The sequence below is a fragment of the Kitasatospora sp. NPDC098663 genome (genome assembly GCF_044760075.1).
GTDB lineage: Bacteria > Actinomycetota > Actinomycetes > Streptomycetales > Streptomycetaceae > Kitasatospora.
Genome location: NZ_JBIWAP010000001.1, coordinates 312,987 through 336,417, shown reverse-complemented (window position 1 = coordinate 336,417; position 23,431 = coordinate 312,987). Strand labels below are relative to the sequence as shown.

Here is a 23,431-nt window from a genome sequence, read left to right as displayed (position 1 = left end):
CCCCCGCGCCGGGAACTGCGGGCAGGATCACTCCGGCCGGGCCGTTCCTGCCGTTGGGCCCGGGCCTTACACTGGCAGGTACGGTTTTGGCACTCACAGGTTCAGAGTGCCAAAGCGGGTGCCGGAGCCGGGATCCTCCCGGAGCGGGCAGCAGCATGCGTGACACGAACGGACAACGTGCGAAGACGGAGGTGTGTGCCCCATGGCCGGTGAGGTTCGCCAGCTGGACGACCGCAAGCTCGCCGTGCTCCGCGCGATCGTCCAGGACTACGTGGGCACCGAGGAGCCGGTCGGCTCCAAGGCCCTGGTGGAGCGGCACAACCTCGGAGTCTCCCCGGCGACCGTGCGCAACGACATGGCGGCGCTGGAGGAGGAGGGCTACATCCACCAGCCGCACACCAGCGCCGGGCGCATCCCCACCGACAAGGGGTACCGCCTGTTCGTCGACAAGCTCGCCGAGGTCAAGCCGATGAGCGCCCCCGAGCGCCGGGCGATCCGGCACTTCCTGGACGGCGCCGTCGACCTGGACGACGTGGTCATGCGGACGGTGCGGCTGCTCGCCCAGCTCACCCGGCAGGTCGCGGTGGTGCAGTACCCCTCGCTGTCACGGTCCACCGTCCGGCACATCGAGCTGGTGGCGCTGGCCCCGACCAAGGTGATGCTGGTCCTGATCACCAACACCGGCCGGGTCGAGCAGCGGATGGTCGACTGCCCGGGCCCGGTCGGCGAGACGGTCCTGGCGGACCTGCGGGCCCGGATCAACGCGCGGGCCGTCGGCCAGCGGCTGCCGGACGTGCCGGGGTTCCTGGAGGAGCTCCCGGCGGGTTTCGAGCCGCCGGACCGCCCGACCGTCAGCACGGTCCTGGCGACGCTGTTCGAAGCGCTCGCCGAGCAGAACGAGGAGCGGATCATGCTGGCCGGCACGGCCAACCTGACCCGCTTCGGGCACGACTTCCCCCTGACCATCCAGCCGGTGCTGGAAGCCCTGGAGGAGCAGGTCGTCCTGCTCCGCCTCCTGGGTGAGACGGCGGACGCCGCGATGACGGTCCGGATCGGGCGGGAGATCGCCTACGAGGGGCTGAATTCCACCTCGGTGGTGTCGGTCGGTTACGGTTCGGGCGACGAGAGCGTGGCCAAACTGGGTGTGATCGGTCCGACCCGGATGGACTATCCGGGCACAATGGGGGCGGTGCGTGCGGTGGCGCGGTACGTGGGCCAGATCCTGGCCGAGTCGTAGCACAGGCCGCCGTCGGAACCTCTGACGGCGGTGTCCAGTCGCAGCACTACTACAGGCGGAACAAGCGGAGCATTTGGTGGCCACGGACTACTACGCGGTACTCGGCGTCCGACGGGATGCGGGGCAGGACGAGATCAAGAAGGCCTTCCGGCGCCTGGCACGCGAACTGCACCCGGACGTCAACCCGGACCCGAAGACGCAGGAGCGGTTCAAGGAGATCAACGCCGCTTACGAGGTGCTCTCCGACCCGCAGAAGCGCCAGGTCTACGACCTCGGCGGTGACCCGCTCTCGCCGGGCGGCGGGGGCGCGGGCGGCTTCGGCGCGGGCGCGGCCGGATTCGGCTTCTCCGACATCATGGACGCCTTCTTCGGCGCCGCGGCCGGCCAGCGCGGCCCGCGCTCGCGCACCCGGCGCGGCCAGGACGCCATGATCCGGCTGGAGATCACCCTGGAGGAGGCCGCCTTCGGCACCACCAAGGAACTCCAGGTCGACACCGCCGTCACCTGCACCACGTGCAGCGGCGAGGGCGCGGCCCCCGGCACCTCCGCGCAGACCTGCGACATGTGTCGCGGCAGGGGCGAGGTCTCCCAGGTCACCCGGTCGTTCCTGGGCCAGGTCATGACCTCCCGGCCCTGCCCGCAGTGCCAGGGCTTCGGCACCGTCGTGCCGACCCCGTGCCCGGAGTGCGCCGGCGACGGCCGGGTCCGCGCCCGGCGCACCCTGACCGTCAAGATCCCGGCCGGTGTCGACAACGGCACCCGGATCCAGCTGGCCGGCGAGGGCGAGGTCGGCCCCGGCGGCGGCCCGGCCGGCGACCTGTACGTCGAGATCGCCGAGACCACCCACACCGTCTTCCAGCGGCGCGGGGACGACCTGCACTGCACCGTCACCATCCCGATGACGGCCGCGTCCCTCGGCACCCAGGTGCCGCTGCAGACCCTGGACGGGCTGGAGGAGGTCGACATCCGGCCCGGCACCCAGTCCGGCCAGTCGATCCCGCTGCACGGCCGCGGCATCACGCACCTGCGCGGCGGCGGCCGGGGCGACCTGATAGTGCATGTCGAGGTGCAGACGCCCACCAAGCTCGACCCCGAGCAGGAGGAGCTGCTGCGCCGGCTCGCGGTGCTGCGCGGCGAGGAGCGGCCGTCCGGCCAGTTCGCGCCGGGCCAGCAGGGCCTGTTCTCGCGCCTCAAGGACGCGTTCAACGGCCGCTAGGCCCTGGCCCGGGCCGTCGAAGGCCCTAGGCCCTGGCCGTCCGCGCGGGGGTGCCGGGTTCGCCCGGCGCCCCTTTCGCGTTCCCGATCCGCCCCACCCCCCGGAGGTTCCCCGCATGACCGCCCCCGTCTTCGTCGTCGAGACCGAGCGGATCGCCGCCGCCGCGCCCGGTTCCGTGGTGCGCCTCGACGGGCCGGAGGGGCGGCACGCGGCCGCGGTGAAGCGGCTGGCGGCCGGCGAGGCGGTGACCCTCGCCGACGGGCTGGGCCTCGGGGTGGACGGGACGGTCGCCGCGGTGCTCGGCAAGGACGCGATCGACGTCACGGTGGCCGCCGTCCGCCGGGAGCCCGAGCCGGCGCCGCGGATCGTCGTCGTCCAGGCGCTGCCCAAGGGCGACCGCGGCGAGCTCGCGGTGGAGACCATGACCGAGGTCGGCGTGGACGTGATCGTCCCGTGGGCCGCCTCGCGCTGCATCACGCAGTGGAAGGGCGACCGGGGCGCCAAGGCGCTCGCCAAGTGGCGGGCCACCGCCCGGGAGGCCGGCAAGCAGTCCCGCCGGCTGCGCTTCCCCGAGGTGCGCGAGCCGGCGACCACCCGGCAGCTGGCGCCGCTGCTGGCCGGGGCCGCGTTCGCCGCCGTGCTGCACGAGGAGGGCGCCGAGCCGCTGGCGCTGGCCGCGCTGCCCGCGGCCGGGGACGTGGTGCTGGTGGTCGGCCCGGAGGGCGGGGTCTCCCCGGAGGAGCTGGCCGCGTTCGCCGAGGCGGGCGCCGGGCCGTACCGGCTGGGCCCCTCGGTGCTGCGCACCTCCACCGCCGGGGTGGCCGCCGGCGCCCTGCTGCTGGGGCGCACCGGCCGCTGGTCGTAGCCCGCGCCCGTGCGGTCGGAGTCTGCCCGAACCGGCCCGCGCGGTACGCGCACGTGCCTACGCTGACCGCGTGACGGAACCCCTGAGCACCTCTGCGGGCGCCTACCTGCGCCACCCCCATCTGCACGGCGACCTGGTCACCTTCGTCGCCGAGGACGACGTCTGGCTGGCCCCGCTGGACGGTGGCCGGGCCTGGCGGCTGACGGCCGATCACCTGCCCGTCCGGCACCCCCGGTTCGCCCCCGACGGGCGGCACATCGCCTTCACCTCCACCCGGGACGGCGCGCCCGAGGTGCACGTGGTGCCGGTGGACGGCGGGCCGTCCCGGCGGCTCACCCACTGGGGCAGCGAGCAGACCGAGGTGCGGGGCTGGACGGCCGACGGGCGCCCGATCGCCCTCACCACCGCCGGCGAGGCGACCCTGCGCCGCAGCTGGGCGCACGCCGTGCCGCTGGACGGCGGCGAGCCGGTGCGGCTGCCGTACGGGCCGGTCGGCGGGCTCGCCTTCGAGCCGGGCGGCGACCGCGTGCTGCTGGGTACCGTCAACAACCGCGAGCCGGCCTGGTGGAAGCGCTACCGGGGCGGCCGGGCGGGCAAGTTGTGGATCGGGCGGGACGAATTCGTCCGCGTCCACGAGGAGTTGGACGGCCAGCTCGACTCGCCGCTGTGGGTGGGGGACCGGATCGCCTTCCTCTCCGACCACGAGGGCGTCGGCGAGCTCTACTCCAGCCTCCCGGACGGCTCCGACCTGCGCCGCCACACCACCGACCCGGACGGCTGCTACGCCCGCAACGCCGGGACCGACGGCACCCGGGCGGTGTTCCACCGGGCCGGCGACGTCTGGCTGCTGGACGACCTGGCGGGAGCCGCGCCCCGCCGCCTCGACATCCGGCTGGCCGGCCCGCGCAGCGGCCGCCGCCCCCGCCCGGTGCACGCCGCGCACTGGCTGGAGTCCGCCGCCCCCGACCGCACCGGCCGGGCCGGCGCCGTGGTGGTGCGCGGCGACGTGCACTGGCTGACCCACCGCGAGGGCCCGGCCAGGGTGCTGGACGAGACCCCGGGGGTGCGCGGGCGGCTGGCCCGGGTGGTGCCGGGCGAGGACGGCGCCCAGGGCGTGCTGTGGGTGTCCGACGCCGAGGGCGAGGACGCCCTGGAGTTCGCCCCCGACGCCCAGGGCGCCGAGCGCCGCCGGCTGGCCGCCGGGCGGATCGGCCGGGTCAACTCCCTGGCGGTGTCCCCGGACGGCAAGCAGGCCGCGCTCGGCGTGCACGACGGCCGGGTCCTGCTGGTCGCGCTCGCCGACGGCACCGTGCACGAGCTGGACCGCAGCGCCGACGGCGAGGTCAGCGGGCTGGCCTTCAGCCCGGACTCGGCCTGGCTGGCCTGGTCGCGGCCGGTGCACCGGCTGGGCCCGTACTCGCTGCGCCAGATCGTGCTGGCCAACCTGGCGACCCGGACGGTCGGCGAGGTCACCCAGGAGCGCTTCATCGACACCTCGCCGGCCTTCACCGCGGACGGCCGCTACCTGGCGTTCCTGTCGGTGCGCAACCTCGACCCGGTCTACGACTCGCACGTCTTCGACCTGTCGTTCCCCAACGGCTGCCGCCCGTACCTGATCACGCTGGCCGCCGACACGCCGTCCCCGTTCGGGCCGCAGCGGGCCGGGCGCCCGCTCGGCGGGGAGGAGGACGAACCGCGCGGCAGGAGGGCGGACGGCGAGGAGGCCGCCGGCGACGCCGCGCTGGCGACCAGGGTAGACCTGGACGGCATCGCGGACCGGATCGTCCCGTTCCCGGTCGAGGGCGGCCGGTTCGACGCGCTCAGGGCCGCCAAGGACGGCGTGCTGTGGACCCGCGCCCCGCTGCTCGGCGAACTCGGCGACGCGGCGGCCTCGCCCGAGGACGAGCGGCCCCGGCCGGTGCTGGAGCGCTTCGACCTGAGGAAGCGCCGCGTCGAGCAACTGGTGCACGGCGTGGACGGCTTCGCGGTCAGCGGGGACGGCACCCGGGTGGCCGTGCTGGACGGGAGCGAGCTGCGGATCGTCCCGGCCGAGCACAAGGCGGGCGGCGAGGACGACGAGGTGGGCGTCGACCTGGCCCGGCTGCGGGTCACCGTCGACCCGGCCGCCGAGTGGCGGCAGATGTACGCCGAGAACGGCCGCCTGATGCGGGACAACTTCTGGCGCCCCGACCTCGGCGGCGTCGACTGGGCCGGCGTGCTGGACCGCTACCGGCCGCTCGTGGAACGCCTCGGCTCGCACGACGACCTGGTCGACCTGCTCTGGGAGGTGCACGGCGAACTCGGCACCTCGCACGCCTACGTCGTCCCGTACGGCCGGTACACCGAGCCGGCCCGGCGCCAGGGCCTGCTCGGCGCGGACCTCGCCAAGGACGGCGACCGGTGGCGGATCGCCCGCATCCTGCCCGGCGAGTCCTCCGACCCCCGGGCCCGCTCGCCGCTGGCCGCACCCGGCGCCGCGATCCGCCCGGGCGACGCGGTCCTCGCCGTCAACGGCCGCCCGGTGGACCCGGTCACCGGCCCGGCCCCGCTGCTGGCCGGCACCGCCGGGCAGCCGGTCGAGCTGACCGTGGCCGGCAAGGACGGCACCGACCAGCGCCACCCGGTGGTCGTCCCGATCGCCGACGAGGAGCCGCTGCGCTACCACGACTGGGTGGCCGGGCGGCGGGCCGCGGTGCGCGAGCTGTCCGGTGGCCGGCTCGGCTACCTGCACATTCCCGACATGCAGTCGGCCGGCTGGGCCCAGATCCACCGCGACCTGGCCGTGGAACTGGCCAGGGACGGCGTGATCGTCGACGTCCGGGAGAACCGCGGCGGCCACACCTCGCAGCTGGTGATCGAGAAGCTCGCCCGACGGATCGTCGGCTGGAACGCCATCCGGGACACCGACCACCCGGTGCCCTACCCCCTCGACGCCCCGCGCGGGCCGGTCGTCGCGCTCGCCAACGAGTTCTCCGGCTCGGACGGCGACGTCGTCAACGCCGTCATCCAGACGCTCGGCATCGGCCCGGTGGTCGGCACCCGCACCTGGGGCGGGGTGATCGGCATCGACAGCCGCTACCACCTGGTCGACGGCACCCTGGTCACCCAGCCCAAGTACGCGTATTGGCTGGAGAACTACGGCTGGGGCGTGGAGAACCACGGCGTCGACCCGGACGTCGAGGTGCCGATGGCCCCGCACCAGTGGGCCGCCGGCGAGGACCCGCAGCTGGCCGAGGGCGTCCGGATCGCCCTCGCCGCGCTCGCCGCGGCCCCGCCCCGCACGGCCCCGCCGATGCCCTGGGCGTAGGGCGCGCCCCCGCCGCCCGGCGGGCGGGAGAGCGGCCGAACGGGAGGTCGGCCGGGCCGACTTCCCGCTAGGCTGCGCCCGTACGGCCCAGACCAGACACGAACCGAGGAGAAGCCGATGGCCGGCGAGCCGCAGCCCGACTGCCTGTTCTGCAAGATCGTTGCGGGCGAGATCCCGGCGACCGTGGTGCGCAAGACCGAGCGCGTCCTCGCCTTCCGCGACATCGCCCCCAAGGCACCGCTGCACGTCCTGGTCATCCCGCACGTCCACTACCCGAACGCCGCCGCGCTGGCCGCCGCCGAGCCGGAGATCGCCGGTGAACTCCTCGCCGAGGCGGGCGCGGTGGCCAGGGACGAGGGCGTCGAGGACTACCGGCTGATCTTCAACACCGGCGCCGGCGCCGGTCAGACGATCTTCCACGCCCACGTCCACGTGCTCGGCGGCAAGCCGATGACCGAGAACATGGTCTGACCTACGTGTCACAGCGCGAACTCGTCGTCCTCGGCACCGCCAGCCAGGTGCCCACCCGGCACCGCAACCACAACGGCTACCTGCTCCGCTGGGACGGCGAGGGCCTGCTGTTCGACCCCGGCGAGGGCACCCAGCGGCAGATGCTGCTGGCCGGCGTCTCGGCCACCCAGATCACCCGGATCGCCGTGACGCACTTCCACGGCGACCACTGCCTGGGCCTCGCCGGGGTGATCCAGCGGATCAACCTGGACCGCGTCCCCCACCCGGTGGACGTCTACTTCCCGGCCTCCGGCGAGGTCTACTTCGAGCGGCTGCGGCACGCCACCGCCTACCACGAGACGGCCGTCCTGCGGCCCCGGCCGATCGACGAGCCGGGCCCGCTGCCCGCCCCCGGTGCCCGCTTCGCGCTGGACGCCGTGCGGCTGTCCCACCCCGTGGAGTCCTTCGGCTACCGGCTGTCCGAGCCGGACGGCCGCCGCCTGGTGCCCGAACGCCTCGCCGCGCTGGGCGTCTTCGGCCCCGCGGTCGGCCGCCTCCAGCACGAGGGGGCGATCGAGGCGGACGGCCGGCGGGTCACCCTGGAGGAGGTCAGCGAGCCCCGGCCGGGCCAGCGCTTCGCCTTCGTGATGGACACCCGGCTGTGCGACGGCGTGTACGAACTCGCCGAGGGCGCCGACCTGCTGGTCGTCGAGTCGACCTTCACCGACGCCGACGCCCGGCTCGCCGAGGAGCACGGCCACCTCACCGCCGGGCAGGCGGCCAAGGCCGCCGCCGAGGCCGGCGCGCGCACCCTGGTGCTGACCCACTTCTCCCAGCGCTACCCGGACCTCGGCCAGCACCTGGCCGACGCCCGCAAGCACTTCGACGGCGAGCTGGTGCTCGCCGCCGATCTCGCCCGGGTGCCCGTCCCCGTCCGGCGCCAGCCGTGAACCCGGCCCGCACCGCGTGAAAAGCGCTCGCGCCGCCCCCCGATCTGCCGCAGCATCGTCGGGTGCGGCCCCGCCGCCCGCCGCGGCGACCACGTGCGCGGCGTACCCTGGTGCCCCGGAGAGACCGATCGGCACACGACACCACGGATGGGATGAGGCAGGCCCAGCGCCGACCTATGAGTGACACATCGCAGACCCGTACGAACGGACAGTCGCGCCCCGAACCGGCCGACGACGGTCGCGTCAGCGCCCGGATCGTCATCCCCGAGAAGCACCCGATGGTCACCCTGCTCGGCACGGCGGACTCGCTGCTGCGCGTGATCGAGCAGGGCTTCCCCGCCGCCGACATCCACGTCCGCGGCAACGAGGTGACCGCCACCGGAGTGCGCGCCGAGGTCGCCCTCGTGCAGCGGCTCTTCACCGAGATGATGCTGGTGCTGCGCACCGGCCAGCCCTTGACGGAGGATTCCGTGGAGCGCTCCATCGCCATGCTCCGCGGTGCCGCGGAGAACCCGGACAGCCCGGCGCCGTCCCAGGTGTTCACCGCGAACATCCTGTCCAACCGGGGCCGCACGATCCGCCCCAAGACCCTCAACCAGCAGCGCTACGTCGACGCGATCGACAAGCACACGATCGTCTTCGGCCTCGGCCCGGCCGGCACCGGCAAGACCTACCTCGCGATGGCCAAGGCCGTCCAGGCCCTCCAGGCCAAGGAGGTCAACCGGATCATCCTGACCCGTCCGGCCGTCGAGGCGGGGGAGCGGCTGGGCTTCCTGCCCGGCACCCTCTACGAGAAGATCGACCCGTACCTGCGCCCGCTGTACGACGCGCTGCACGACATGATGGACCCGGACTCCATCCCGCGCCTGATGGCGGCCGGCACCATCGAGGTCGCGCCGCTGGCCTACATGCGCGGCCGCACCCTCAACGACGCCTTCATCATCCTGGACGAGGCCCAGAACACCTCGCCCGAGCAGATGAAGATGTTCCTCACCCGCCTCGGTTTCAACTCCCGGGTGGTGGTCACCGGCGACACCAGCCAGATCGACCTCCCGGGCGGCACCCGCAGCGGCCTCAAGGTCGTCCAGGACATCCTGGCCGACGTGCCCGACATCCACTTCTCCGTCCTCACCAGCACCGACGTGGTCCGCCACAAGCTGGTCGGCCGGATCGTGGACGCCTACGAACGCTGGGACGCCAAGCAGGAGGCCGAGGAGAACCCCTCGCCCGCCCGCAAGCCGGCCCAACGGCGCGGCTCCCGCGCACCCCGCCAGTCCCATCGCACCGAAAGCTGAGTACGCAGCCCGTCATGTCGATCGACATCGCCAACGAGTCCGGTTGGGACGCCGATGAGGAAGCCATCCTCGACGTCGCCCGCTTCGCCCTGGACAAGATGCGGATCCACCCGCAGTCCGAACTGTCCGTGATCCTGGTGGACGGAGCGGCGATGGAGGAGCTGCACATCCAGTGGATGGACCTCCCCGGCCCCACCGACGTGATGTCCTTCCCGATGGACGAGCTGCGCCCCGGCAAGGAGGGCGAGGAACTGCCGCAGGGCCTGCTCGGCGACATCGTGCTCTGCCCTGAGGTCGCCGAGCAGCAGGGCAAGGCGGCCCCCTCCAAGCACTCGATGGACGAGGAGCTCCAACTGCTCACCGTCCACGGCGTGCTGCACGTCCTCGGGTACGACCACGAGGAGCCCGAGGAGGAGGAGGAGATGTTCGCCCTCCAGAAGCGCATCCTGGACGACTGGCGGGCGGGCCGGGGCCTCGGTGGTCTCTCCCCGGCCCCCACCACCCACTGAGCGCGGAGCCCGAACCCCTGTGAGTGGTGAAAGTACGAGCTTCATCCTCGGTGCCGTGCTCCTCGTCGTGCTCGGCTGGCTGGCCGCGTGCGCCGAGGCGGGCATCTCCCGGGTCTCCCGGTTCCGGGCGGAGGAGGCCGTGCGGGCCGGGCGGCGCGGCTCGGTCCGGCTGCTGACCGTCGCCTCCGACCCGATCCGCTACCTCAACCTGGCGACCCTGATCCGGGTGGCCAGCGAGATGGCGGCGGCCGTCCTGGTCACCGTGGTGTGCGTGCGCAACGTGGAGCCGGTCTGGCAGGCCGTGCTGCTGGCGTTCGGCGTGATGGTGCTGGTGTCCTTCGTCGCGGTGGGGGTCTCGCCGCGCACGATCGGGCGCCAGCACCCGCTCACCACCGCGACCGCCGCCTCCTTCGTGCTGCTGCCGCTGGCCGCGGTGCTCGGCCCGATCCCGCGGCTGCTGATCCTGCTCGGCAACGCGCTGACCCCGGGCAAGGGCTACCGGGAGGGGCCGTTCGCCTCCGAGGCCGAACTGCGGGCGCTGGTCGACCTCGCCGAGAAGGACGACCTGATCGAGGACGAGGAGCGCCGGATGGTGCACTCCGTCTTCGAGCTGGGCGACACCATCGTCCGCGAGGTGATGGTGCCGCGCACCGACCTGGTGATGATCGAGCGGCACAAGACCGTCCGGCAGGCGCTCACCCTGGCACTGCGCTCGGGCTTCTCGCGGATCCCCGTGGTCGGGGACAGCGAGGACGACGTGGTCGGCATCGTCTACCTGAAGGACCTGGTCCGGCGCACCCACATCAACCGGGAGGCGGAGTCCGAGGAGGTCGGCGCGGTGATGCGCCCGGCCGTCTTCGTACCGGACTCCAAGCCGGCCGGCGACCTGCTGCGCGAGATGCAGCAGCGCCGCTCGCACGTGGCGATCGTGATCGACGAGTACGGCGGCACGGCCGGCCTGGTCACCATCGAGGACGTCCTGGAGGAGATCGTCGGCGAGATCACCGACGAGTACGACCGGGAGATCGCGCCGGTGGAGGACCTCGGCGACGGCTCGTACCGGATCACCGCCCGGCTGCTGGTGGAGGACCTGGGCGAGCTGTTCGGCATCGAGCTGGAGGACGAGGACGTCGAGACCGTCGGCGGCCTGCTGGCCAAGCACCTCGGCCGGGTGCCGATCCCCGGCTCGGCCTGCGAGATCCCGCTGCCCGAGCCCGCCGGCACCGGGCTGACCGGCATCCTGCTGACCGCCGAGTCCTCGGCCGGGCGCCGCAACCGGATCGGCTCGATGGTCGCGACCCCGGTCCGCAAGGCCGCGGAGGCCGGGGCGGAGCCCGGCGAGTAGCGGTCGCGCCCCGGCGGAGCGACCATGGACAGCATGACGCATCAACTTCGCGCGGAGTACGGCCCGCAGGGTGCGACCGGCGGGGTCAAGGTCTGGCACGTGGTGCGCGACGGCGACCCCGCGACGGCGCTCTGCGGCCGCAGCCTGGCCGACGACGCCGAGACGCGGCCCGAGCAGGAGTGGGGCACCGGGCTGCGCTGCTGCCAGCAGTGCGGTTCGCTCTACATGCACGAGGTGCCGCACATGCAGGGGAGCCATCCCTACAGCTAGGCCGGCGTGGCCGGCAGGCCGGCCAGGCCATGGTGGAGGTCACCATGAAGCTGCAAGACGAACTGCCCGTGAACAGCCGGCTCGCCACGGTGTGGCGGATCGGGGCGGGGCTCGGGGGGATCTTCCTGATCGTGTTCGGGTGCCTGGGGCTGGCCGACCACCCGGGCTTCCTGGCCACCCACGGTGACCGGATCGCCGGGCTGTCGACCAACGGGGCGCTGAGCATCCTGTCCATCGTGGCGGGCGCGATCCTGGTGGCGGGGGCGGTGATCGGCGGTAACTTCGCGTCCAACCTGAACATGGTGGTCGGCGTGCTGTTCGTCCTGTCCGGCTTCTACGGCCTGGCGGTGCTCGGGCGGCCGGACGCCAACATCCTGAACTTCCGGATGTCGAACGTGCTGTTCGCCTTCATCTTCGGGGTGATCCTGACGACCTTCGGGATGTACGGCCGGGTGAGCAGTCACCTGCCGCACGACAATCCGTTCTGGCGTGAGCGCACGGAGCACGAGACGGCGAGGCCGTCCGGGCCGAAGACCTTCGTCAAGGTCCTCAATCCGAACCCCGGTCCGACCCACCCGGTCGGCCACTGAGCGGCCGCGGGGGCCGCCTATGCTCGGCGGCATGAGTGACATCGTCGAGCTCGACCCCGAAGACAAGAAGATCATCACCCTGGCCCGCTCGGCCCGCGCCCGCAACGGCGTCGCCGAGGGGGCCGCGGTGCGTGACGAGACCGGCCGGACGTACGTGGCCGGGACGGTCGCGCTGGAGTCGCTCCGGCTGAGCGCGCTGCAGACGGCGGTGGCGATGGCGGTGGCCAGCGGCGCGAAGTCGCTGGAGGCGGCGGCCGTGGTGAGCGAGGCGGAGCAGCCGGCCGAGGCCGACCTGGCGGCCGTCCGGGATCTCGGCGGGGCCGGGACGCCCGTGCTGCTGGTCGGTGTGGACGGGACGCTGCGGGTGGCGGCCGAGGCCCGCTGAGGGCTGCCGGGGCCTGCTGGGGCCCGCCGGGGGTCTGCTGGGGCCCGCTGCGGCGGGGGATGGCGGCGGCCTGGCGAACACCTGCCCGAACCGAGCCGATAGTCTCACCGGGGGAGTGAACTCGGTGAGGGGGCTGGGCACATGGGGGCGGTGGCGTTCTTCGCCGGGCTGCTGCTGTTCGTGATGGGGATGGGCAAGTGGCAGGAGACCGGCTCGCCGTACTGGCTCTGGGGTTCGATCGCCTTCCTGGTGCTGCTGGTGGTGATGTCGGTGGTCTCGCGGGGCGGTCGCAAGGGCTGATCGGGCGATGCGGACGGGCCCGGACAGCGCGACTCCGGTGATCAGGGAGAATGGAGCACATGAGTGCCCCTTCCTCCTCGTACCGCTCCGGCTTCGCGTGCTTCGTCGGCCGACCCAACGCGGGCAAGTCGACCCTGACCAACGCTCTGGTGGGGACGAAGGTCGCGATCACCTCCGACCGCCCGCAGACCACCCGGCACACCGTGCGCGGCATCGTGCACCGCCCGGACTCCCAGCTCGTCCTGGTCGACACCCCCGGCCTGCACAAGCCGCGCACCCTGCTCGGCGAGCGCCTCAACGACCTGGTCCGCAGCACCTGGGCCGAGGTCGACGTGATCGGCTTCTGCCTGCCCGCCGACCAGAAGCTCGGCCCCGGCGACAAGTTCATCGCCAAGGAACTCGCCGAGGTCAAGAAGACCCCCAAGGTCGCCATCGTCACCAAGACCGACCTGGTCGACTCCAAGCGGCTCGCCGAGCAGCTGATCGCCATCCACCAGCTCGGTGAGGAACTGGGCATCGAGTGGGCCGAGATCATCCCGGTCTCGGCCGTCGGCGACAAGCAGGTGGAACTGGTCGGCGACCTGATCACCAAGCTGCTGCCGGAGGGCATGCCGCTCTACCCGGACGGCGACCTCACCGACGAGCCCGAGCAGATCATGGTCGCGGAGCTGATCCGCGAGGCCGCCCTGGAGGGCGTCCGGGACGAGCTGCCGCACTCGCTGGCCGTCGTGGTCGAGGAGATGCTCCCGCGCGAGGGCCGCCCGGCGGACCGCCCGCTGCTGGACATCCACGCCAACGTCTACATCGAGCGGCAGAGCCAGAAGGCGATCGTCATCGGCGCCAAGGGCGCGCGGCTCAAGCACGTCGGCACCACCGCCCGCAAGCACATCGAGGCGCTGCTCGGCACGCCGGTCTTCCTGGACCTGCACGTCAAGGTGGCCAAGGACTGGCAGCGCGACCCGAAGCAGCTGCGCAAGCTCGGTTTCTGAGCCCTGGTTCCCAGCGAAGGCCCGCCCCGGATCTGTCGATCGGGCGGGCCTTCGGCGTGTCCGGGGGCCGGCGGAGCGGGATCAAGCGGGGTCGGGCAGGATCAAGCGCCCTCGCGCAGGACCAGCGACACCAGTTCGCGCTGCGAGTCGGTGAGCTTCGGGTCGGCGCAGTAGACCGTCCGGCCGTCGACGGTGATCTCGTAGTGGAAGCCGTCCGGCACCCCGTACGAGGGCGCCCGCAGCCCGCCCGCGACGGCCTCGCGGGCGAGCGCGTGGACGTGCGGGGCGTCCGTGCGGTCGACGGTGTCGAGTTCCGCATGGCGGACGATCCCCGCGAAGCCGCCGGTCCGGGTCACCTGGATACGCATGGTGTCCATGGTGCTACCAGGGGAGGGAGTTTGCCGGTCTTTTCCCGGACCGTGACCTTAAGCGCGGCTCAACCCGGTCTCAACCGGTCCTCGATCGGGGCCGTCGTCGGGGCCGTCGTCGAGGTCTGAGGGGTTCAGCCGGGGCTGACGCCCACCTGCGCCCAGGAGGCCGTCACGGTGTCCGCCACCGAGGACTGGCCGGGGTAGCGGGCCTTGGCGGCGGCCACGGTGGCCCGGGCGAAGGCGGTGAAGTCGGCGTCGGCGGCCAACTGGCCGCCGGTCAGGGCGTCGTACCAGATCCGCCCGGCGCGGTCCCAGGCCTGGCCGCCGAGGGCGGTGGCCAGCAGGTAGAACGCGTGGTTGGGGATGCCGGAGTTGATGTGCACGCCGCCGTTGTCGTCGGTGGTGTCCACGTAGTCCCGCATGTGCGCGGGCTGCGGGTCCTTGCCGAGCTTGGGGTCGTCGTAGGCGGTGCCGGGGGCCTTCATCGAGCGCAGCGCCACGCCCTGGATGCCGGGGGCGAGCAGGCCGGCGCCGATCAGCCAGTCGGCGTGGGCGGCGTCCTGGCCCAGCGAGTACTGCTTGACCAGCGAGCCGAAGACGTCGGAGACCGACTCGTTGAGCGCGCCGGGCTGGTCCTGGTACTGCAGGCCGGCGGTGAACTGGGTGACGCCGTGGGTGAGTTCGTGGCCGATGACGTCGACGCAGGCGGTGAAGTCGCCGAAGATCTCGCCGTCGCCGTCGCCGAAGACCATCTGGTGGCCGTTCCAGAAGGCGTTGTCGTAGTCCTGGCCGTAGTGCACGGTGGCGTCCAGGCGCAGCCCCCGGTTGTCGATCGAGCGGCGGCCGAAGACGGTGGCGTACAGGGCGAAGGTGTCGCCGAGGCCGTCGTAGGCGTGGTTGACGGACTGGTCGGCGACCGGGGCCTGGCCCTCGGTGCGGACGGTGCGGCCGGGCAGCCGCTGGCTGTGGGCGGTGTCGGCGATCAGCCGGCTGGGGGTCGGGCCGGTGCTGACGGGCGGGGCGGGGGCGAGGCGGGCCGCGCGGTGCGCGGTGTCGAGCAGGAGGGAGCGGACGGCGGGCTCGTGACCGGCCTCGGCGAGGCGGTCCAGGACGTACGGCGGGACGATCGCACAGATCGGAACTGCTGCAGTCATGTGGCCCAGGGTGAGGCCTCGATGACCGGTTGTCACCACTCTCGGCGTGACCGGTCGGTGTCTCAAGGGGTGGAACGGTGGCCCGGATCACTTCGGGGGCGCGCGCCCCTGGGTTACGCTGGGGCCATCATGCGCAACGGGCTGCTTCTTCTTAGCTGCCGCGTCGAGGGCCTGTAGTCCACAGGGCCGGCTCCCTCGCCGCGGGGATCGAGCTGTGCGCGTCATCCGGCGATCCAACGGAGGATCGCGAGCGGCAGCTGCCGGCCAGTCGGTGTTGACCACCCCGACCCGCCCCCGCACCACGCATCACAGGAAGCCGAGAGTCATTCCATGACCGAGCAGAGCTCCGCCGCGCCCATCCCCGCCGGTCGCGCCTTCGTCGACCGCCCCACCCCGATCACCGCCGCGTCCGTTCGCCAGCTGCCCTCCGGCATGCGGTACGGGCGCTACCTGCCGTTCGACACCGTCGACCTGCCGGACCGCACCTGGCCGAGCAAGGTGATCACCAAGGCGCCGCGCTGGCTCTCCACCGACCTGCGGGACGGCAACCAGGCGCTGATCGACCCGATGTCCCCGGCCCGCAAGCGCAAGATGTTCGACCTGCTGGTCGCGATGGGCTACAAGGAGATCGAGGTCGGCTTCCCGTCCTCCGGTGCCACCGACCACGCCTTCGTGCGGTCGCTGATCGAGGAGGGGGCGATCCCCGAGGACGTCACCATCTCGGTGCTGACGCAGGCCCGCGAGGAGCTGATCGAGAAGACCGTCGAGTCGCTGGTCGGCGCCCCGCGCGCGACGGTCCACCTGTACAACGCGACGGCGCCGCTGTTCCGCCGGGTGGTGTTCCGCAACGACCGGGCCGCCACCAAGGCGATCGCCACCGACGGCACCCGGCTGGTGATGGAGTACGCCGAGAAGCTGCTGGGCGAGGAGACCGTCTTCGGCTACCAGTACTCGCCGGAGATCTTCGTGGACACCGAGCTGGACTTCGCGCTGGAGGTCTGCGAGGCGGTCATGGACGTCTGGCAGCCGGGCGAGGGCCGCGAGATCATCCTGAACCTGCCGGCCACCATCGAGCGGGCCACCCCGAACGTGCAGGCCGACCAGTTCGAGTGGATGTCGCGCAACCTGTCGCGCCGCGAGTTCGTCTGCCTGTCGGTGCACCCGCACAACGACCGCGGCACCGCCGTCGCCTCCGCCGAACTGGCCTACATGGCGGGCGCGGACCGCATCGAGGGCTGCCTGTTCGGCCAGGGCGAGCGGACGGGCAACGTCGACCTGGTGACCCTGGGCATGAACCTGTTCTCGCAGGGCATCGACCCGCAGATCGACTTCTCCGACATCGACGAGGTGCGCCGCACCGCCGAGTACTGCAACCAGATGGAGGTGCACCCGCGCCACCCGTACGCCGGCGACCTGGTGTACACCTCCTTCTCCGGTTCGCACCAGGACGCCATCAAGAAGGGCTTCGACGCCCTGGAGGCGGACGCCGCGGCGGCGGGCGTCCCGGTGGGGGAGCACACCTGGGGCGTGCCGTACCTGCCGATCGACCCGAAGGACGTCGGCCGCACCTACGAGGCGGTCATCCGGGTCAACAGCCAGTCCGGCAAGGGCGGTGTGGCGTACGTCCTGAAGAACGACCACAAGCTGGACCTGCCGCGCCGGATGCAGATCGAGTTCTCCCGGATCATCCAGGCCAAGACCGACGCCGAGGGCGGCGAGGTCACCCCGGCCGAGATCTGGCGGGTCTTCGAGGACGAGTACCTGCCGACCCCGGACAACCCGTGGGGCCGGATCTCGCTGAGCGGTTCGCGCACCCTGACCACCGAGGACGGCCGGGACGCGCTGATCGCCGGCGCGCTGGTCGACTCGGTACCGGTGACCCTGACCGGTGTCGGCAACGGCCCGGTCTCCGCCTTCACGGACGCGCTGGCCCGGATCGGCCTGGACGTCCGCGTCCTGGACTACGCCGAGCACGCGCTGAGCGAGGGCGGCGACGCGCAGGCCGCCGCGTACGTCGAGTGCGCGGTGGACGGCAAGGTGCTGTGGGGCGTCGGCATCGACGGCAACACCGTGCTGGCCTCGCTGAAGGCGATCATCAGCGCCGTCAACCGGGCGCAGCGCGGGTAGTTCGTACGAGTGAGATGTGGCGGGGCCGTCCTCCGGGGCGGCCCTTCGCCGCGCCTGGGGCCAGTTGTGTCCTGCGCCACATTTTTTCGGGTCGGAAGCCGTTCGAGGTACTGACACGTGCCGGTAACCATGGCAACATCGATCCACCGGAAAGCCGGGTCGGTGGGACGGCCTCGGTGTCCGGTCGCGTGACCTGCCCATTGTTGTGCAGGCCGTCTGCCATGTCTGGGGAGTGGCGCCGTGACCAGGTTGTGGGGTGTTCGCCCGCGGTGGCGGACTGACGTTCTCGGTGACTTCTTCTGTCCGGGCTGTGGCGGGGACCGCAACTACCGCCGGCAGCACGGTCGGCGGTGGCTGCGGTTGCTGGGGACCCCGGTGGCCCCGCTCGGCCCGGTGATCGGCAGCGTGCAGTGCACCAGCTGCCACGGCCGCTACGGCGTCGAGAGCCTGGAACAGCCCACCTCCGTACGGCTCGGCGCGATGCTGCGGGATGCGCAGTACACCATCGCGCTCGCCCTGCTCGCGGCCGGCGGCACCGCGCACCGCGCGGCCCGCGAGGCGGCCTGCACGGCGGTCCGCGAGGCCGGGTTCGAGGACTGCGGCGAGGCCCAGGTGCTGGCCGCGCTCGCCGCGCTGTCCGGGCTCGGCGGCGAACTCTACGACGCCCACGGGATGGCCGGCGGCCTGGCCGTGGAACTGCACGCGGTGCTCGAACCGCTCGCCCCGCACCTGGCCCACCAGGGCCGGGAGCGGCTGCTGCTGCAGGGCGCGGCGATCGCCCTGTCCGACGGGCGCTACCTGCCGCAGGAGCGCGAGGCGCTGGCCGCGGTCGGGCGCTGTCTGGATCTACCGCAGTCGCGGGTCGGGGCGCTGCTGGAGGCGGCGACCAGGGCTCCGTACTAGGCCTTCTCCGCAGTAACCGGACCTCCTGCGCAGTACCGGGCCCGCTCCGCGGTGCCGGGCCTGCCGCGCAACCCCCGAGCCATCTCCGATCCCCCACAGAACGGGCCCGAAATCCCCCTCCGGGCCCGCCGTGACCCGCACCGCTCGGTCCTCCCCCACGGACTCGGTGCGGGCAACACGGCTGTCGGCGGCCGGGGCGCGCCGTGGGGGAGAATGGCTCCCATGAGTCTTTTCCGGGACGACGGCGTCGTGCTGCGGGCGCAGAAGCTCGGCGAGGCCGATCGGATCATCACCCTGCTGACCCGGCACCACGGCAAGGTGCGGGCGGTGGCGCGCGGGGTGCGCAAGACCAAGTCCAAGTTCGGCGCCCGTCTGGAGCCGTTCTCGCACGTGGACGTGCAGTTCTTCAGCCGGGGGAGTGAGCTGATCGGACGCGGGTTGCCGCTGTGCACCCAGGTGGAGACGATCGCGCCGTACGGCGGTTCGATCGTCACCGACTACGGCCGCTACACCGCCGGGACGGCGATGCTGGAGACGGCCGAGCGGTTCGCCGAGAACGAGGGCGAACCGGCCGTCCAGCAGTACCTGCTGCTGGTGGGCGCCCTGCGCACGCTGGCGGCCGGGCTGCACGAGTCGCACCTGGTGATGGACGCCTTCCTGCTGCGCTCGCTCGCGGTGAACGGGTACGGCGCGAGCTTCACGGACTGCGCCAAATGCGGGCTGGAGGGGCCGAACCGCTTCTTCTCCCTTCCCGCGGGCGGGGTCCTCTGCCCGGACTGCCGAGTGCCCGGATGTGCCGTACCCTCCCCTGAGACGCTGGTACTGCTCGGGGCGCTGCTGTCAGGGGACTGGCAGACGGCCGATTCCTGCGAGCCGAGGTACTGGCGGGAGGGCAGCGGCCTGGTCGCGGCCTATCTGCAGTGGCATTTGGAGCGGGGCATCCGCTCGATGAGATACGTGGAGAAGTGAGCACATGGCAGCGCGACGGCTCTTCGGCGGCGGCAAGCAGAGGGAGTACCTCCCCCCGACCCCGCACCCCAGCGGCGCACAGCCCCCGAAGATTCCCGGCGAGCTGGTCCCCGAACACGTCGCCATCGTGATGGACGGCAACGGTCGCTGGGCCAAGGAGCGTGGACTGCCCCGCACCGAGGGCCACAAGGTCGGCGAGTCGGTCGTGCTGGACGTCCTCAAGGGCGCGATCGAGCTCGGCGTGAAGAACATCTCGCTGTACGCGTTCTCCACCGAGAACTGGAAGCGCTCGCCCGACGAGGTGAAGTTCCTGATGAACTTCAACCGGGACGTCATCCACCGCCGCCGCGACGAGATGGACGCGATGGGCGTGCGGGTCCGCTGGGCGGGCCGGATGCCGAAGCTGTGGAAGAGCGTCGTCCAGGAGCTCCAGGTCGCCGAGGAGCAGACCAAGGACAACGACGCCGTCACGCTCTACATGTGCGTCAACTACGGTGGCCGGGCCGAACTCGCGGACGCCGCGGCGGCCCTCGCGGCCGACGTCGCCGCCGGGAAGCTGGACCCGAAGAAGGTCAACGAGAAGACCCTCGCCAAGTACATGTACCACCCGGACATGCCGGACGTGGACCTGTTCCTGCGCCCCAGCGGCGAGCAGCGTACCTCCAACTTCCTGCTCTGGCAGTCCGCGTACGCCGAGTTCGTGTTCCAGGACGTGCTCTGGCCGGACTTCGACCGCCGCGACCTGTGGCGCGCCTGCGAGCAGTACGCGCGGCGCGACCGCCGCTTCGGCGGGGCGATCCCGAACGAGGTGCCCGAGGCGCTGGACCTGCCCACCCAGCGCTGACGGTACGGCGGCGGTACGGCGAAGGGCCCGTGGGAATCGCTCCCACGGGCCCTTCGCCGTACCGCCGCTCCGCTGCTCAGGCCTTCTTGGCGCACTCCGCGCAGGTGCCGAAGATCTCCAGGGTGTGCGCGATGTCGCTGAACCCGTGCTCCGCGGCGACCGCGTTGGCCCAGCGCTCCACCGCCGGGCCCTCCACCTCGACGGTGGCGCCGCAGTGCCGGCACACCAGGTGGTGGTGGTGCCCGCTGCTGCACCGGCGGTAGACGGCCTCGCCGTCGGCGGTGCGCAGCACGTCCACCTCGCCGGCGTCGGCGAGCGACTGGAGGGTGCGGTAGACCGTGGTCAGACCGACGGAGTCCCCGCGGTGCTTGAGCATGTCGTGGAGCTCCTGCGCGCTGCGGAAGTCCTCGATCTCGTCCAGGGCCGCCGAGACGGCGGCACGTTGCCGGGTCGAGCGGGCGCGCGGCGACGGGCCTGCGGTGGTCACCGTGGGTCCTCCTGGGGTGGTGGGCGTCTCGCACCTCATTGTGCCAGCCCCGCCCCCCGCTCCGGAGTGATCGCGTCGGAGGAACCGCGGCCCGGGATCTGCCCCGGGATCTGCCCCGGGATGTGATCCGGGATGTGATCCGGGGATTGTTCCGGCAGGGCGACGTCGCAGACCTTCGGTCCGGGGTCCGTGACGCCCCTGCGGTGCCGCCGCCGGGCGAGCGGCGCGGCGAGCAGGCTGAACACCGCGAAGACCGCGATGGCGAGCAGCACGATGGCCGGGCCGGAGGGCACGTTGAGGTGGTAGGAGCCGGTGACGCCGGCCAGCGAGACCACCACGCCGAGCGCGATCGAGGCCGCCTGGGTGGCGGCGAACGACCGGGTGAGCTGCTGGGCGGCGACCACCGGGACCACCATCAGGGCGCTGACCAGCAGCAGTCCGACCACCCGCATCGCGACGGTGACGGTGACGGCGGCCATCACCGCGAGCAGCAGGTTGAGCGTGCGCACCGGCAGGCCGGTGACCCGGGCGAAGTCCTCGTCCTGGCAGATCGCGAAGAGCTGTCGGCGCAGGCCGATGGTGACCGCGACGACCACCGCGCCGAGCACCGCGATGGTGATCAGGTCGGTCGGGGCGACGGTGAGGATGGAGCCCCACAGGTAGCTCTCCAGCGAGCCGGCGCCGGCCTGGGCGGAGAGCGAGACGAGCAGCTTGCCGCAGGCCATGCCGCCGTAGAAGAGCATCGCCAGGGCGATGTCGCCGCGCTGGTTGCCGCGCGAGCGGACGAGTTCCATCGTGACGGCGCCGAGCACGCAGACCAGCACGGCCATCCAGACCGGGCTGGTCTGGAAGATGAAGCCGAGGCCGACGCCGGTCATCGCGACGTGTCCCATGCCGTCGCCCATCAGGGCCTGCCGGCGCTGCACCAGGTAGATGCCGACGGCCGGGGCGGTGATCCCGACCAGGACGGCGGCGAGCAGGGCGCGCTGCATGAAGTCGTAGGAGAGCATCTCGGTCATGCCAGCAGCCTCGGCGGGGTGTGGTCGGCGTGCGGGTGGACGTGGTCGTGGCCGGGCAGCGCGTGCAGGCCGGTGTTGGGCACGGGCGGGCCGTCGTGTGCGACGCAGCCGTCCCGCAGCACCACGGCGCGGTCGATCAGCGGTTCCAGCGGCCCGAGTTCGTGCAGCACGAGGAGGACGGCGGCGCCGCGGGCGACCTCGGCGCGCAGGGTGTCGGCGAGCACCTGCTGGCTGGCGGCGTCCACGCCGGCCATCGGCTCGTCCATGATCAGCAGGTCGGGGGTGCCGACCAGGGCGCGGGCGATCAGCACCCGCTGCTGCTGGCCGCCGGACAGGTCGGCGACGCCGTCCCCGGCGCGCTCCAGCATGCCGACGGCGGCGAGCGCGCGGTCCACCGCCGCGCGGTCCCGGCGGCGGAACGGCAGCAGCCGGTGCTGCGGCAGCCGTCCGGTGGAGACCACTTCGCGCACGGTGGCCGGCACGCCGGAGGCGGCGGTGGTGCGCTGCGGGACGTACCCGATCCGGTGCCAGGCGCGGAAGCCGGCGTACGGGATGCCGAACAGCTCCAGCGTGCCCTGCCCCAGCGGGACGGAGCCGATCACGGCCTTGACGGTGGTGGACTTGCCGGAGCCGTTGGCGCCGAGCAGGGCGACCACCTCGCCGGGCTGGACGGTGAGGTCGACGCCGCGCAGCACCGGCCGACCGCCGCGCGAGGCGACGGCGTCGCGGAGGCGGACGGCCGGGGGTATCGGGTGGGTCATGGTGCTGTCGTCCCGTCAGCTGGTGGGGGTGCCGGTCGCGGTGGGAGTGGCGCCGGGTGCGGCGGGGGTGGCGCCGAGGGCGGCCTGGAGGTTGGCCAGGTTCTGCTTCATGACCGAGAGGTAGTCCTCCTTGCCCGGGTCCTTGACGCCCTCCAGCGGGTCCAGCACGGCGGTCTTGAGGCCGAGGTCCTTGGCGACGGTTTCGGCGAGCTTGGGGCTGACCAGGGTCTCGAAGAAGATCGTGGTGACGCCGTTGTCCTTGGCGGCCTTCTGTACGTCGGCGAGGCGGGCCGGGGTGGGCTCGGACTCGGGGTCGACGCCGTTGATGGCGACCTGGGTGAGGCCGTAGTGGTCGGCGAGGTAGCCGAAGGCGGCGTGGCTGGTGACGAAGGTCCTGGACTTGGCGTCCTTCAGGCCGTCCCGGAACTCCTGGTCCAGCGTGGTCAGCCGGCCGACCAGGTCCTCGGTGTTCTTGCGGTAGTCGTCGGCGTGGGCCGGGTCGGCCTTGGCGAACCCGTCGCCGACGCTCTTGGCGATCGCCGCGTAGCGGGTCGGGTCGAGCCAGATGTGCGGGTCGCCGGCCGGGCCTTCGTGCTGGTGGCCGTCGGCCTCGGTGCCCTCGTCGAGGTGGTGGTCGACGAGCGGGCTGGCGGCGGTGGCGTCGATCTTGTACTTGGCCGAGGACTGGCCGACGGCCTGGTCGACGGTGGGCTGGAGGCCCTTGAGGTAGATGATCGCGTCGGACTTCTGCACGGTGGCGACCTGCTTGGCGGTGAGCTCCAGGTCGTGCGGCTCGACACCGGCCGCGGTGAGGTCGGTGACCGCGACGTGCTCCTTGCCGATCTGCTGGGCCAGGTACTCCATCGGGTAGAAGGAGGCGACGACCTTCAGCTTGCCGTCGGCGCCCTGGGCGCTGCTGCTGCCACCGCAGGCGGTCAGGACGAGGGAGGCGGTGAGGGCGGTGGCGGCGATGGCTATGGAGCTGCGGGTACGTCGTCCGATCATCATGACAATCATTCTCATCTTATCTGGAAATGATTGTCAACTCACTCGGACGGGTGAACGGCAGGTGGCCGTGGCTGGGAGGG

The 23,431-nt window shown here is 72.5% G+C and carries 24 protein-coding genes; 18 read left to right on the top strand and 6 right to left on the bottom strand.

Annotated features, from left to right (window positions below; translation table 11 throughout):
* Nucleotides 1-202: 202 nt before the first annotated feature.
* From hrcA to era, 14 genes are all read left to right on the top strand, one after another.
* Nucleotides 203-1,237: a heat-inducible transcriptional repressor HrcA gene (hrcA, locus tag ACIQVZ_RS01545; RefSeq protein ID WP_063347523.1), complete on the top strand. Its 1,035-nt coding sequence runs from the start codon at nt 203-205 to the stop codon at nt 1,235-1,237.
* 76 nt (nt 1,238-1,313) lie between these two features.
* Nucleotides 1,314-2,453: a molecular chaperone DnaJ gene (gene dnaJ / locus ACIQVZ_RS01540; protein WP_350878218.1), complete on the top strand. Its 1,140-nt coding sequence runs from the start codon at nt 1,314-1,316 to the stop codon at nt 2,451-2,453.
* Nucleotides 2,454-2,568: 115 nt separating this feature from the next.
* The gene (locus ACIQVZ_RS01535; RefSeq protein WP_363620285.1) at nt 2,569-3,318 is read left to right on the top strand and encodes a 16S rRNA (uracil(1498)-N(3))-methyltransferase; all 750 of its coding nucleotides are present in this window, start codon (nt 2,569-2,571) and stop codon (nt 3,316-3,318) included.
* Nucleotides 3,319-3,388: 70 nt separating this feature from the next.
* A complete protein-coding gene (locus ACIQVZ_RS01530) occupies nt 3,389-6,625 on the top strand; it encodes a PDZ domain-containing protein (protein WP_402446230.1) in 3,237 nt (1,078 codons plus the stop codon).
* A gap of 117 nt (nt 6,626-6,742) precedes the next feature.
* Nucleotides 6,743-7,096 (top strand): histidine triad nucleotide-binding protein, encoded by a 354-nt coding sequence (locus ACIQVZ_RS01525; protein ID WP_350878214.1) that lies wholly within the window; start codon nt 6,743-6,745, stop codon nt 7,094-7,096.
* 5 nt (nt 7,097-7,101) lie between these two features.
* Nucleotides 7,102-8,025, top strand: a complete 924-nt coding sequence (locus ACIQVZ_RS01520) for a ribonuclease Z (RefSeq protein ID WP_350878213.1) — start codon at nt 7,102-7,104, stop codon at nt 8,023-8,025.
* A 176-nt stretch (nt 8,026-8,201) separates the two neighbouring features.
* A complete protein-coding gene (locus ACIQVZ_RS01515; RefSeq protein ID WP_402446227.1) occupies nt 8,202-9,320 on the top strand; it encodes a PhoH family protein in 1,119 nt (372 codons plus the stop codon).
* A gap of 14 nt (nt 9,321-9,334) precedes the next feature.
* Complete coding sequence (ybeY, locus tag ACIQVZ_RS01510; protein WP_063347517.1) at nt 9,335-9,829, top strand: rRNA maturation RNase YbeY; 495 nt, start codon at nt 9,335-9,337, stop codon at nt 9,827-9,829.
* 19 nt (nt 9,830-9,848) lie between these two features.
* Nucleotides 9,849-11,174 (top strand): hemolysin family protein, encoded by a 1,326-nt coding sequence (locus tag ACIQVZ_RS01505; RefSeq protein ID WP_350878212.1) that lies wholly within the window; start codon nt 9,849-9,851, stop codon nt 11,172-11,174.
* Nucleotides 11,175-11,207: 33 nt separating this feature from the next.
* Complete coding sequence (locus ACIQVZ_RS01500; RefSeq protein ID WP_063351092.1) at nt 11,208-11,444, top strand: hypothetical protein; 237 nt, start codon at nt 11,208-11,210, stop codon at nt 11,442-11,444.
* Nucleotides 11,445-11,488: 44 nt separating this feature from the next.
* On the top strand, nt 11,489-12,034 hold the full coding sequence (locus ACIQVZ_RS01495) for a DUF4383 domain-containing protein (protein ID WP_350878211.1): 546 nt from the start codon (nt 11,489-11,491) through the stop codon (nt 12,032-12,034).
* Nucleotides 12,035-12,065: 31 nt separating this feature from the next.
* Entirely contained in the window at nt 12,066-12,419 is a 354-nt protein-coding gene (locus ACIQVZ_RS01490) for a cytidine deaminase (protein WP_402446221.1), read from the top strand.
* A 141-nt stretch (nt 12,420-12,560) separates the two neighbouring features.
* On the top strand, nt 12,561-12,719 hold the full coding sequence (locus tag ACIQVZ_RS01485; protein ID WP_350878210.1) for a hypothetical protein: 159 nt from the start codon (nt 12,561-12,563) through the stop codon (nt 12,717-12,719).
* A gap of 59 nt (nt 12,720-12,778) precedes the next feature.
* Nucleotides 12,779-13,708: a GTPase Era gene (gene era, locus ACIQVZ_RS01480; protein ID WP_063347514.1), complete on the top strand. Its 930-nt coding sequence runs from the start codon at nt 12,779-12,781 to the stop codon at nt 13,706-13,708.
* Between the two features lie 101 nt (nt 13,709-13,809).
* Here the strand turns inward: era and ACIQVZ_RS01475 are convergent, their stop codons facing one another.
* Nucleotides 13,810-14,076: a protealysin inhibitor emfourin gene (locus ACIQVZ_RS01475; protein ID WP_063351090.1), complete on the bottom strand. Its 267-nt coding sequence runs from the start codon at nt 14,074-14,076 to the stop codon at nt 13,810-13,812.
* A gap of 134 nt (nt 14,077-14,210) precedes the next feature.
* On the bottom strand, nt 14,211-15,233 hold the full coding sequence (locus ACIQVZ_RS01470) for a M4 family metallopeptidase (RefSeq protein WP_350878209.1): 1,023 nt from the start codon (nt 15,231-15,233) through the stop codon (nt 14,211-14,213).
* 330 nt (nt 15,234-15,563) lie between these two features.
* Here ACIQVZ_RS01470 and leuA point away from each other — a divergent pair, with 330 nt between their 5' ends.
* The 4 genes from leuA (at nt 15,564) to ACIQVZ_RS01450 (ending at nt 20,076) form a co-directional block, all read left to right on the top strand.
* Entirely contained in the window at nt 15,564-17,360 is a 1,797-nt protein-coding gene (gene leuA / locus ACIQVZ_RS01465) for a 2-isopropylmalate synthase (RefSeq protein ID WP_350878208.1), read from the top strand.
* Nucleotides 17,361-17,720: 360 nt separating this feature from the next.
* The gene (locus ACIQVZ_RS01460) at nt 17,721-18,263 is read left to right on the top strand and encodes a TerB family tellurite resistance protein (protein ID WP_350878207.1); all 543 of its coding nucleotides are present in this window, start codon (nt 17,721-17,723) and stop codon (nt 18,261-18,263) included.
* Between the two features lie 222 nt (nt 18,264-18,485).
* Nucleotides 18,486-19,232, top strand: coding sequence for a DNA repair protein RecO (recO, locus tag ACIQVZ_RS01455; protein ID WP_063347510.1), 747 nt, complete (start codon nt 18,486-18,488; stop codon nt 19,230-19,232).
* Nucleotides 19,233-19,236: 4 nt separating this feature from the next.
* Nucleotides 19,237-20,076, top strand: a complete 840-nt coding sequence (locus ACIQVZ_RS01450) for an isoprenyl transferase (protein ID WP_063347509.1) — start codon at nt 19,237-19,239, stop codon at nt 20,074-20,076.
* 76 nt (nt 20,077-20,152) lie between these two features.
* Here the strand turns inward: ACIQVZ_RS01450 and ACIQVZ_RS01445 are convergent, their stop codons facing one another.
* Genes ACIQVZ_RS01445 through ACIQVZ_RS01430 form a run of 4 tightly spaced genes read right to left on the bottom strand, consistent with a single transcriptional unit; the run spans nt 20,153 to nt 23,351 of the window.
* Nucleotides 20,153-20,563 (bottom strand): Fur family transcriptional regulator, encoded by a 411-nt coding sequence (locus tag ACIQVZ_RS01445; RefSeq protein ID WP_350878206.1) that lies wholly within the window; start codon nt 20,561-20,563, stop codon nt 20,153-20,155.
* A gap of 35 nt (nt 20,564-20,598) precedes the next feature.
* Nucleotides 20,599-21,582 (bottom strand): metal ABC transporter permease, encoded by a 984-nt coding sequence (locus tag ACIQVZ_RS01440; RefSeq protein WP_402446211.1) that lies wholly within the window; start codon nt 21,580-21,582, stop codon nt 20,599-20,601.
* Entirely contained in the window at nt 21,579-22,343 is a 765-nt protein-coding gene (locus ACIQVZ_RS01435; protein WP_350878204.1) for a metal ABC transporter ATP-binding protein, read from the bottom strand. The genes ACIQVZ_RS01440 and ACIQVZ_RS01435 overlap by 4 nt, the downstream gene beginning before the upstream one ends.
* A 15-nt stretch (nt 22,344-22,358) precedes the next feature.
* Complete coding sequence (locus ACIQVZ_RS01430; protein WP_402446208.1) at nt 22,359-23,351, bottom strand: metal ABC transporter substrate-binding protein; 993 nt, start codon at nt 23,349-23,351, stop codon at nt 22,359-22,361.
* Nucleotides 23,352-23,431: the final 80 nt, after the last annotated feature.

What these genes read in the sequence shown, in the direction of transcription:
- ACIQVZ_RS01490 (WP_402446221.1), top strand. Translation starts at nt 12,066, where the DNA reads ATGAGTGACATCGTCGAGCTCGACCCCGAAGACAAGAAGATCATCACC.
- ACIQVZ_RS01475 (WP_063351090.1), bottom strand. Translation starts at nt 14,076, where the DNA reads ATGCGTATCCAGGTGACCCGGACCGGCGGCTTCGCGGGGATCGTCCGC.
- ybeY (WP_063347517.1), top strand. Translation starts at nt 9,335, where the DNA reads ATGTCGATCGACATCGCCAACGAGTCCGGTTGGGACGCCGATGAGGAA.
- ACIQVZ_RS01495 (WP_350878211.1), top strand. Translation starts at nt 11,489, where the DNA reads ATGAAGCTGCAAGACGAACTGCCCGTGAACAGCCGGCTCGCCACGGTG.
- era (WP_063347514.1), top strand. Translation starts at nt 12,779, where the DNA reads ATGAGTGCCCCTTCCTCCTCGTACCGCTCCGGCTTCGCGTGCTTCGTC.
- ACIQVZ_RS01515 (WP_402446227.1), top strand. Translation starts at nt 8,202, where the DNA reads ATGAGTGACACATCGCAGACCCGTACGAACGGACAGTCGCGCCCCGAA.
- ACIQVZ_RS01535 (WP_363620285.1), top strand. Translation starts at nt 2,569, where the DNA reads ATGACCGCCCCCGTCTTCGTCGTCGAGACCGAGCGGATCGCCGCCGCC.
- ACIQVZ_RS01450 (WP_063347509.1), top strand. Translation starts at nt 19,237, where the DNA reads ATGGCAGCGCGACGGCTCTTCGGCGGCGGCAAGCAGAGGGAGTACCTC.
- ACIQVZ_RS01430 (WP_402446208.1), bottom strand. Translation starts at nt 23,351, where the DNA reads ATGATGATCGGACGACGTACCCGCAGCTCCATAGCCATCGCCGCCACC.
- ACIQVZ_RS01525 (WP_350878214.1), top strand. Translation starts at nt 6,743, where the DNA reads ATGGCCGGCGAGCCGCAGCCCGACTGCCTGTTCTGCAAGATCGTTGCG.
- hrcA (WP_063347523.1), top strand. Translation starts at nt 203, where the DNA reads ATGGCCGGTGAGGTTCGCCAGCTGGACGACCGCAAGCTCGCCGTGCTC.
- recO (WP_063347510.1), top strand. Translation starts at nt 18,486, where the DNA reads ATGAGTCTTTTCCGGGACGACGGCGTCGTGCTGCGGGCGCAGAAGCTC.
- leuA (WP_350878208.1), top strand. Translation starts at nt 15,564, where the DNA reads ATGACCGAGCAGAGCTCCGCCGCGCCCATCCCCGCCGGTCGCGCCTTC.
- ACIQVZ_RS01470 (WP_350878209.1), bottom strand. Translation starts at nt 15,233, where the DNA reads ATGACTGCAGCAGTTCCGATCTGTGCGATCGTCCCGCCGTACGTCCTG.
- ACIQVZ_RS01485 (WP_350878210.1), top strand. Translation starts at nt 12,561, where the DNA reads ATGGGGGCGGTGGCGTTCTTCGCCGGGCTGCTGCTGTTCGTGATGGGG.
- ACIQVZ_RS01435 (WP_350878204.1), bottom strand. Translation starts at nt 22,343, where the DNA reads ATGACCCACCCGATACCCCCGGCCGTCCGCCTCCGCGACGCCGTCGCC.
- ACIQVZ_RS01440 (WP_402446211.1), bottom strand. Translation starts at nt 21,582, where the DNA reads ATGACCGAGATGCTCTCCTACGACTTCATGCAGCGCGCCCTGCTCGCC.
- ACIQVZ_RS01500 (WP_063351092.1), top strand. Translation starts at nt 11,208, where the DNA reads ATGACGCATCAACTTCGCGCGGAGTACGGCCCGCAGGGTGCGACCGGC.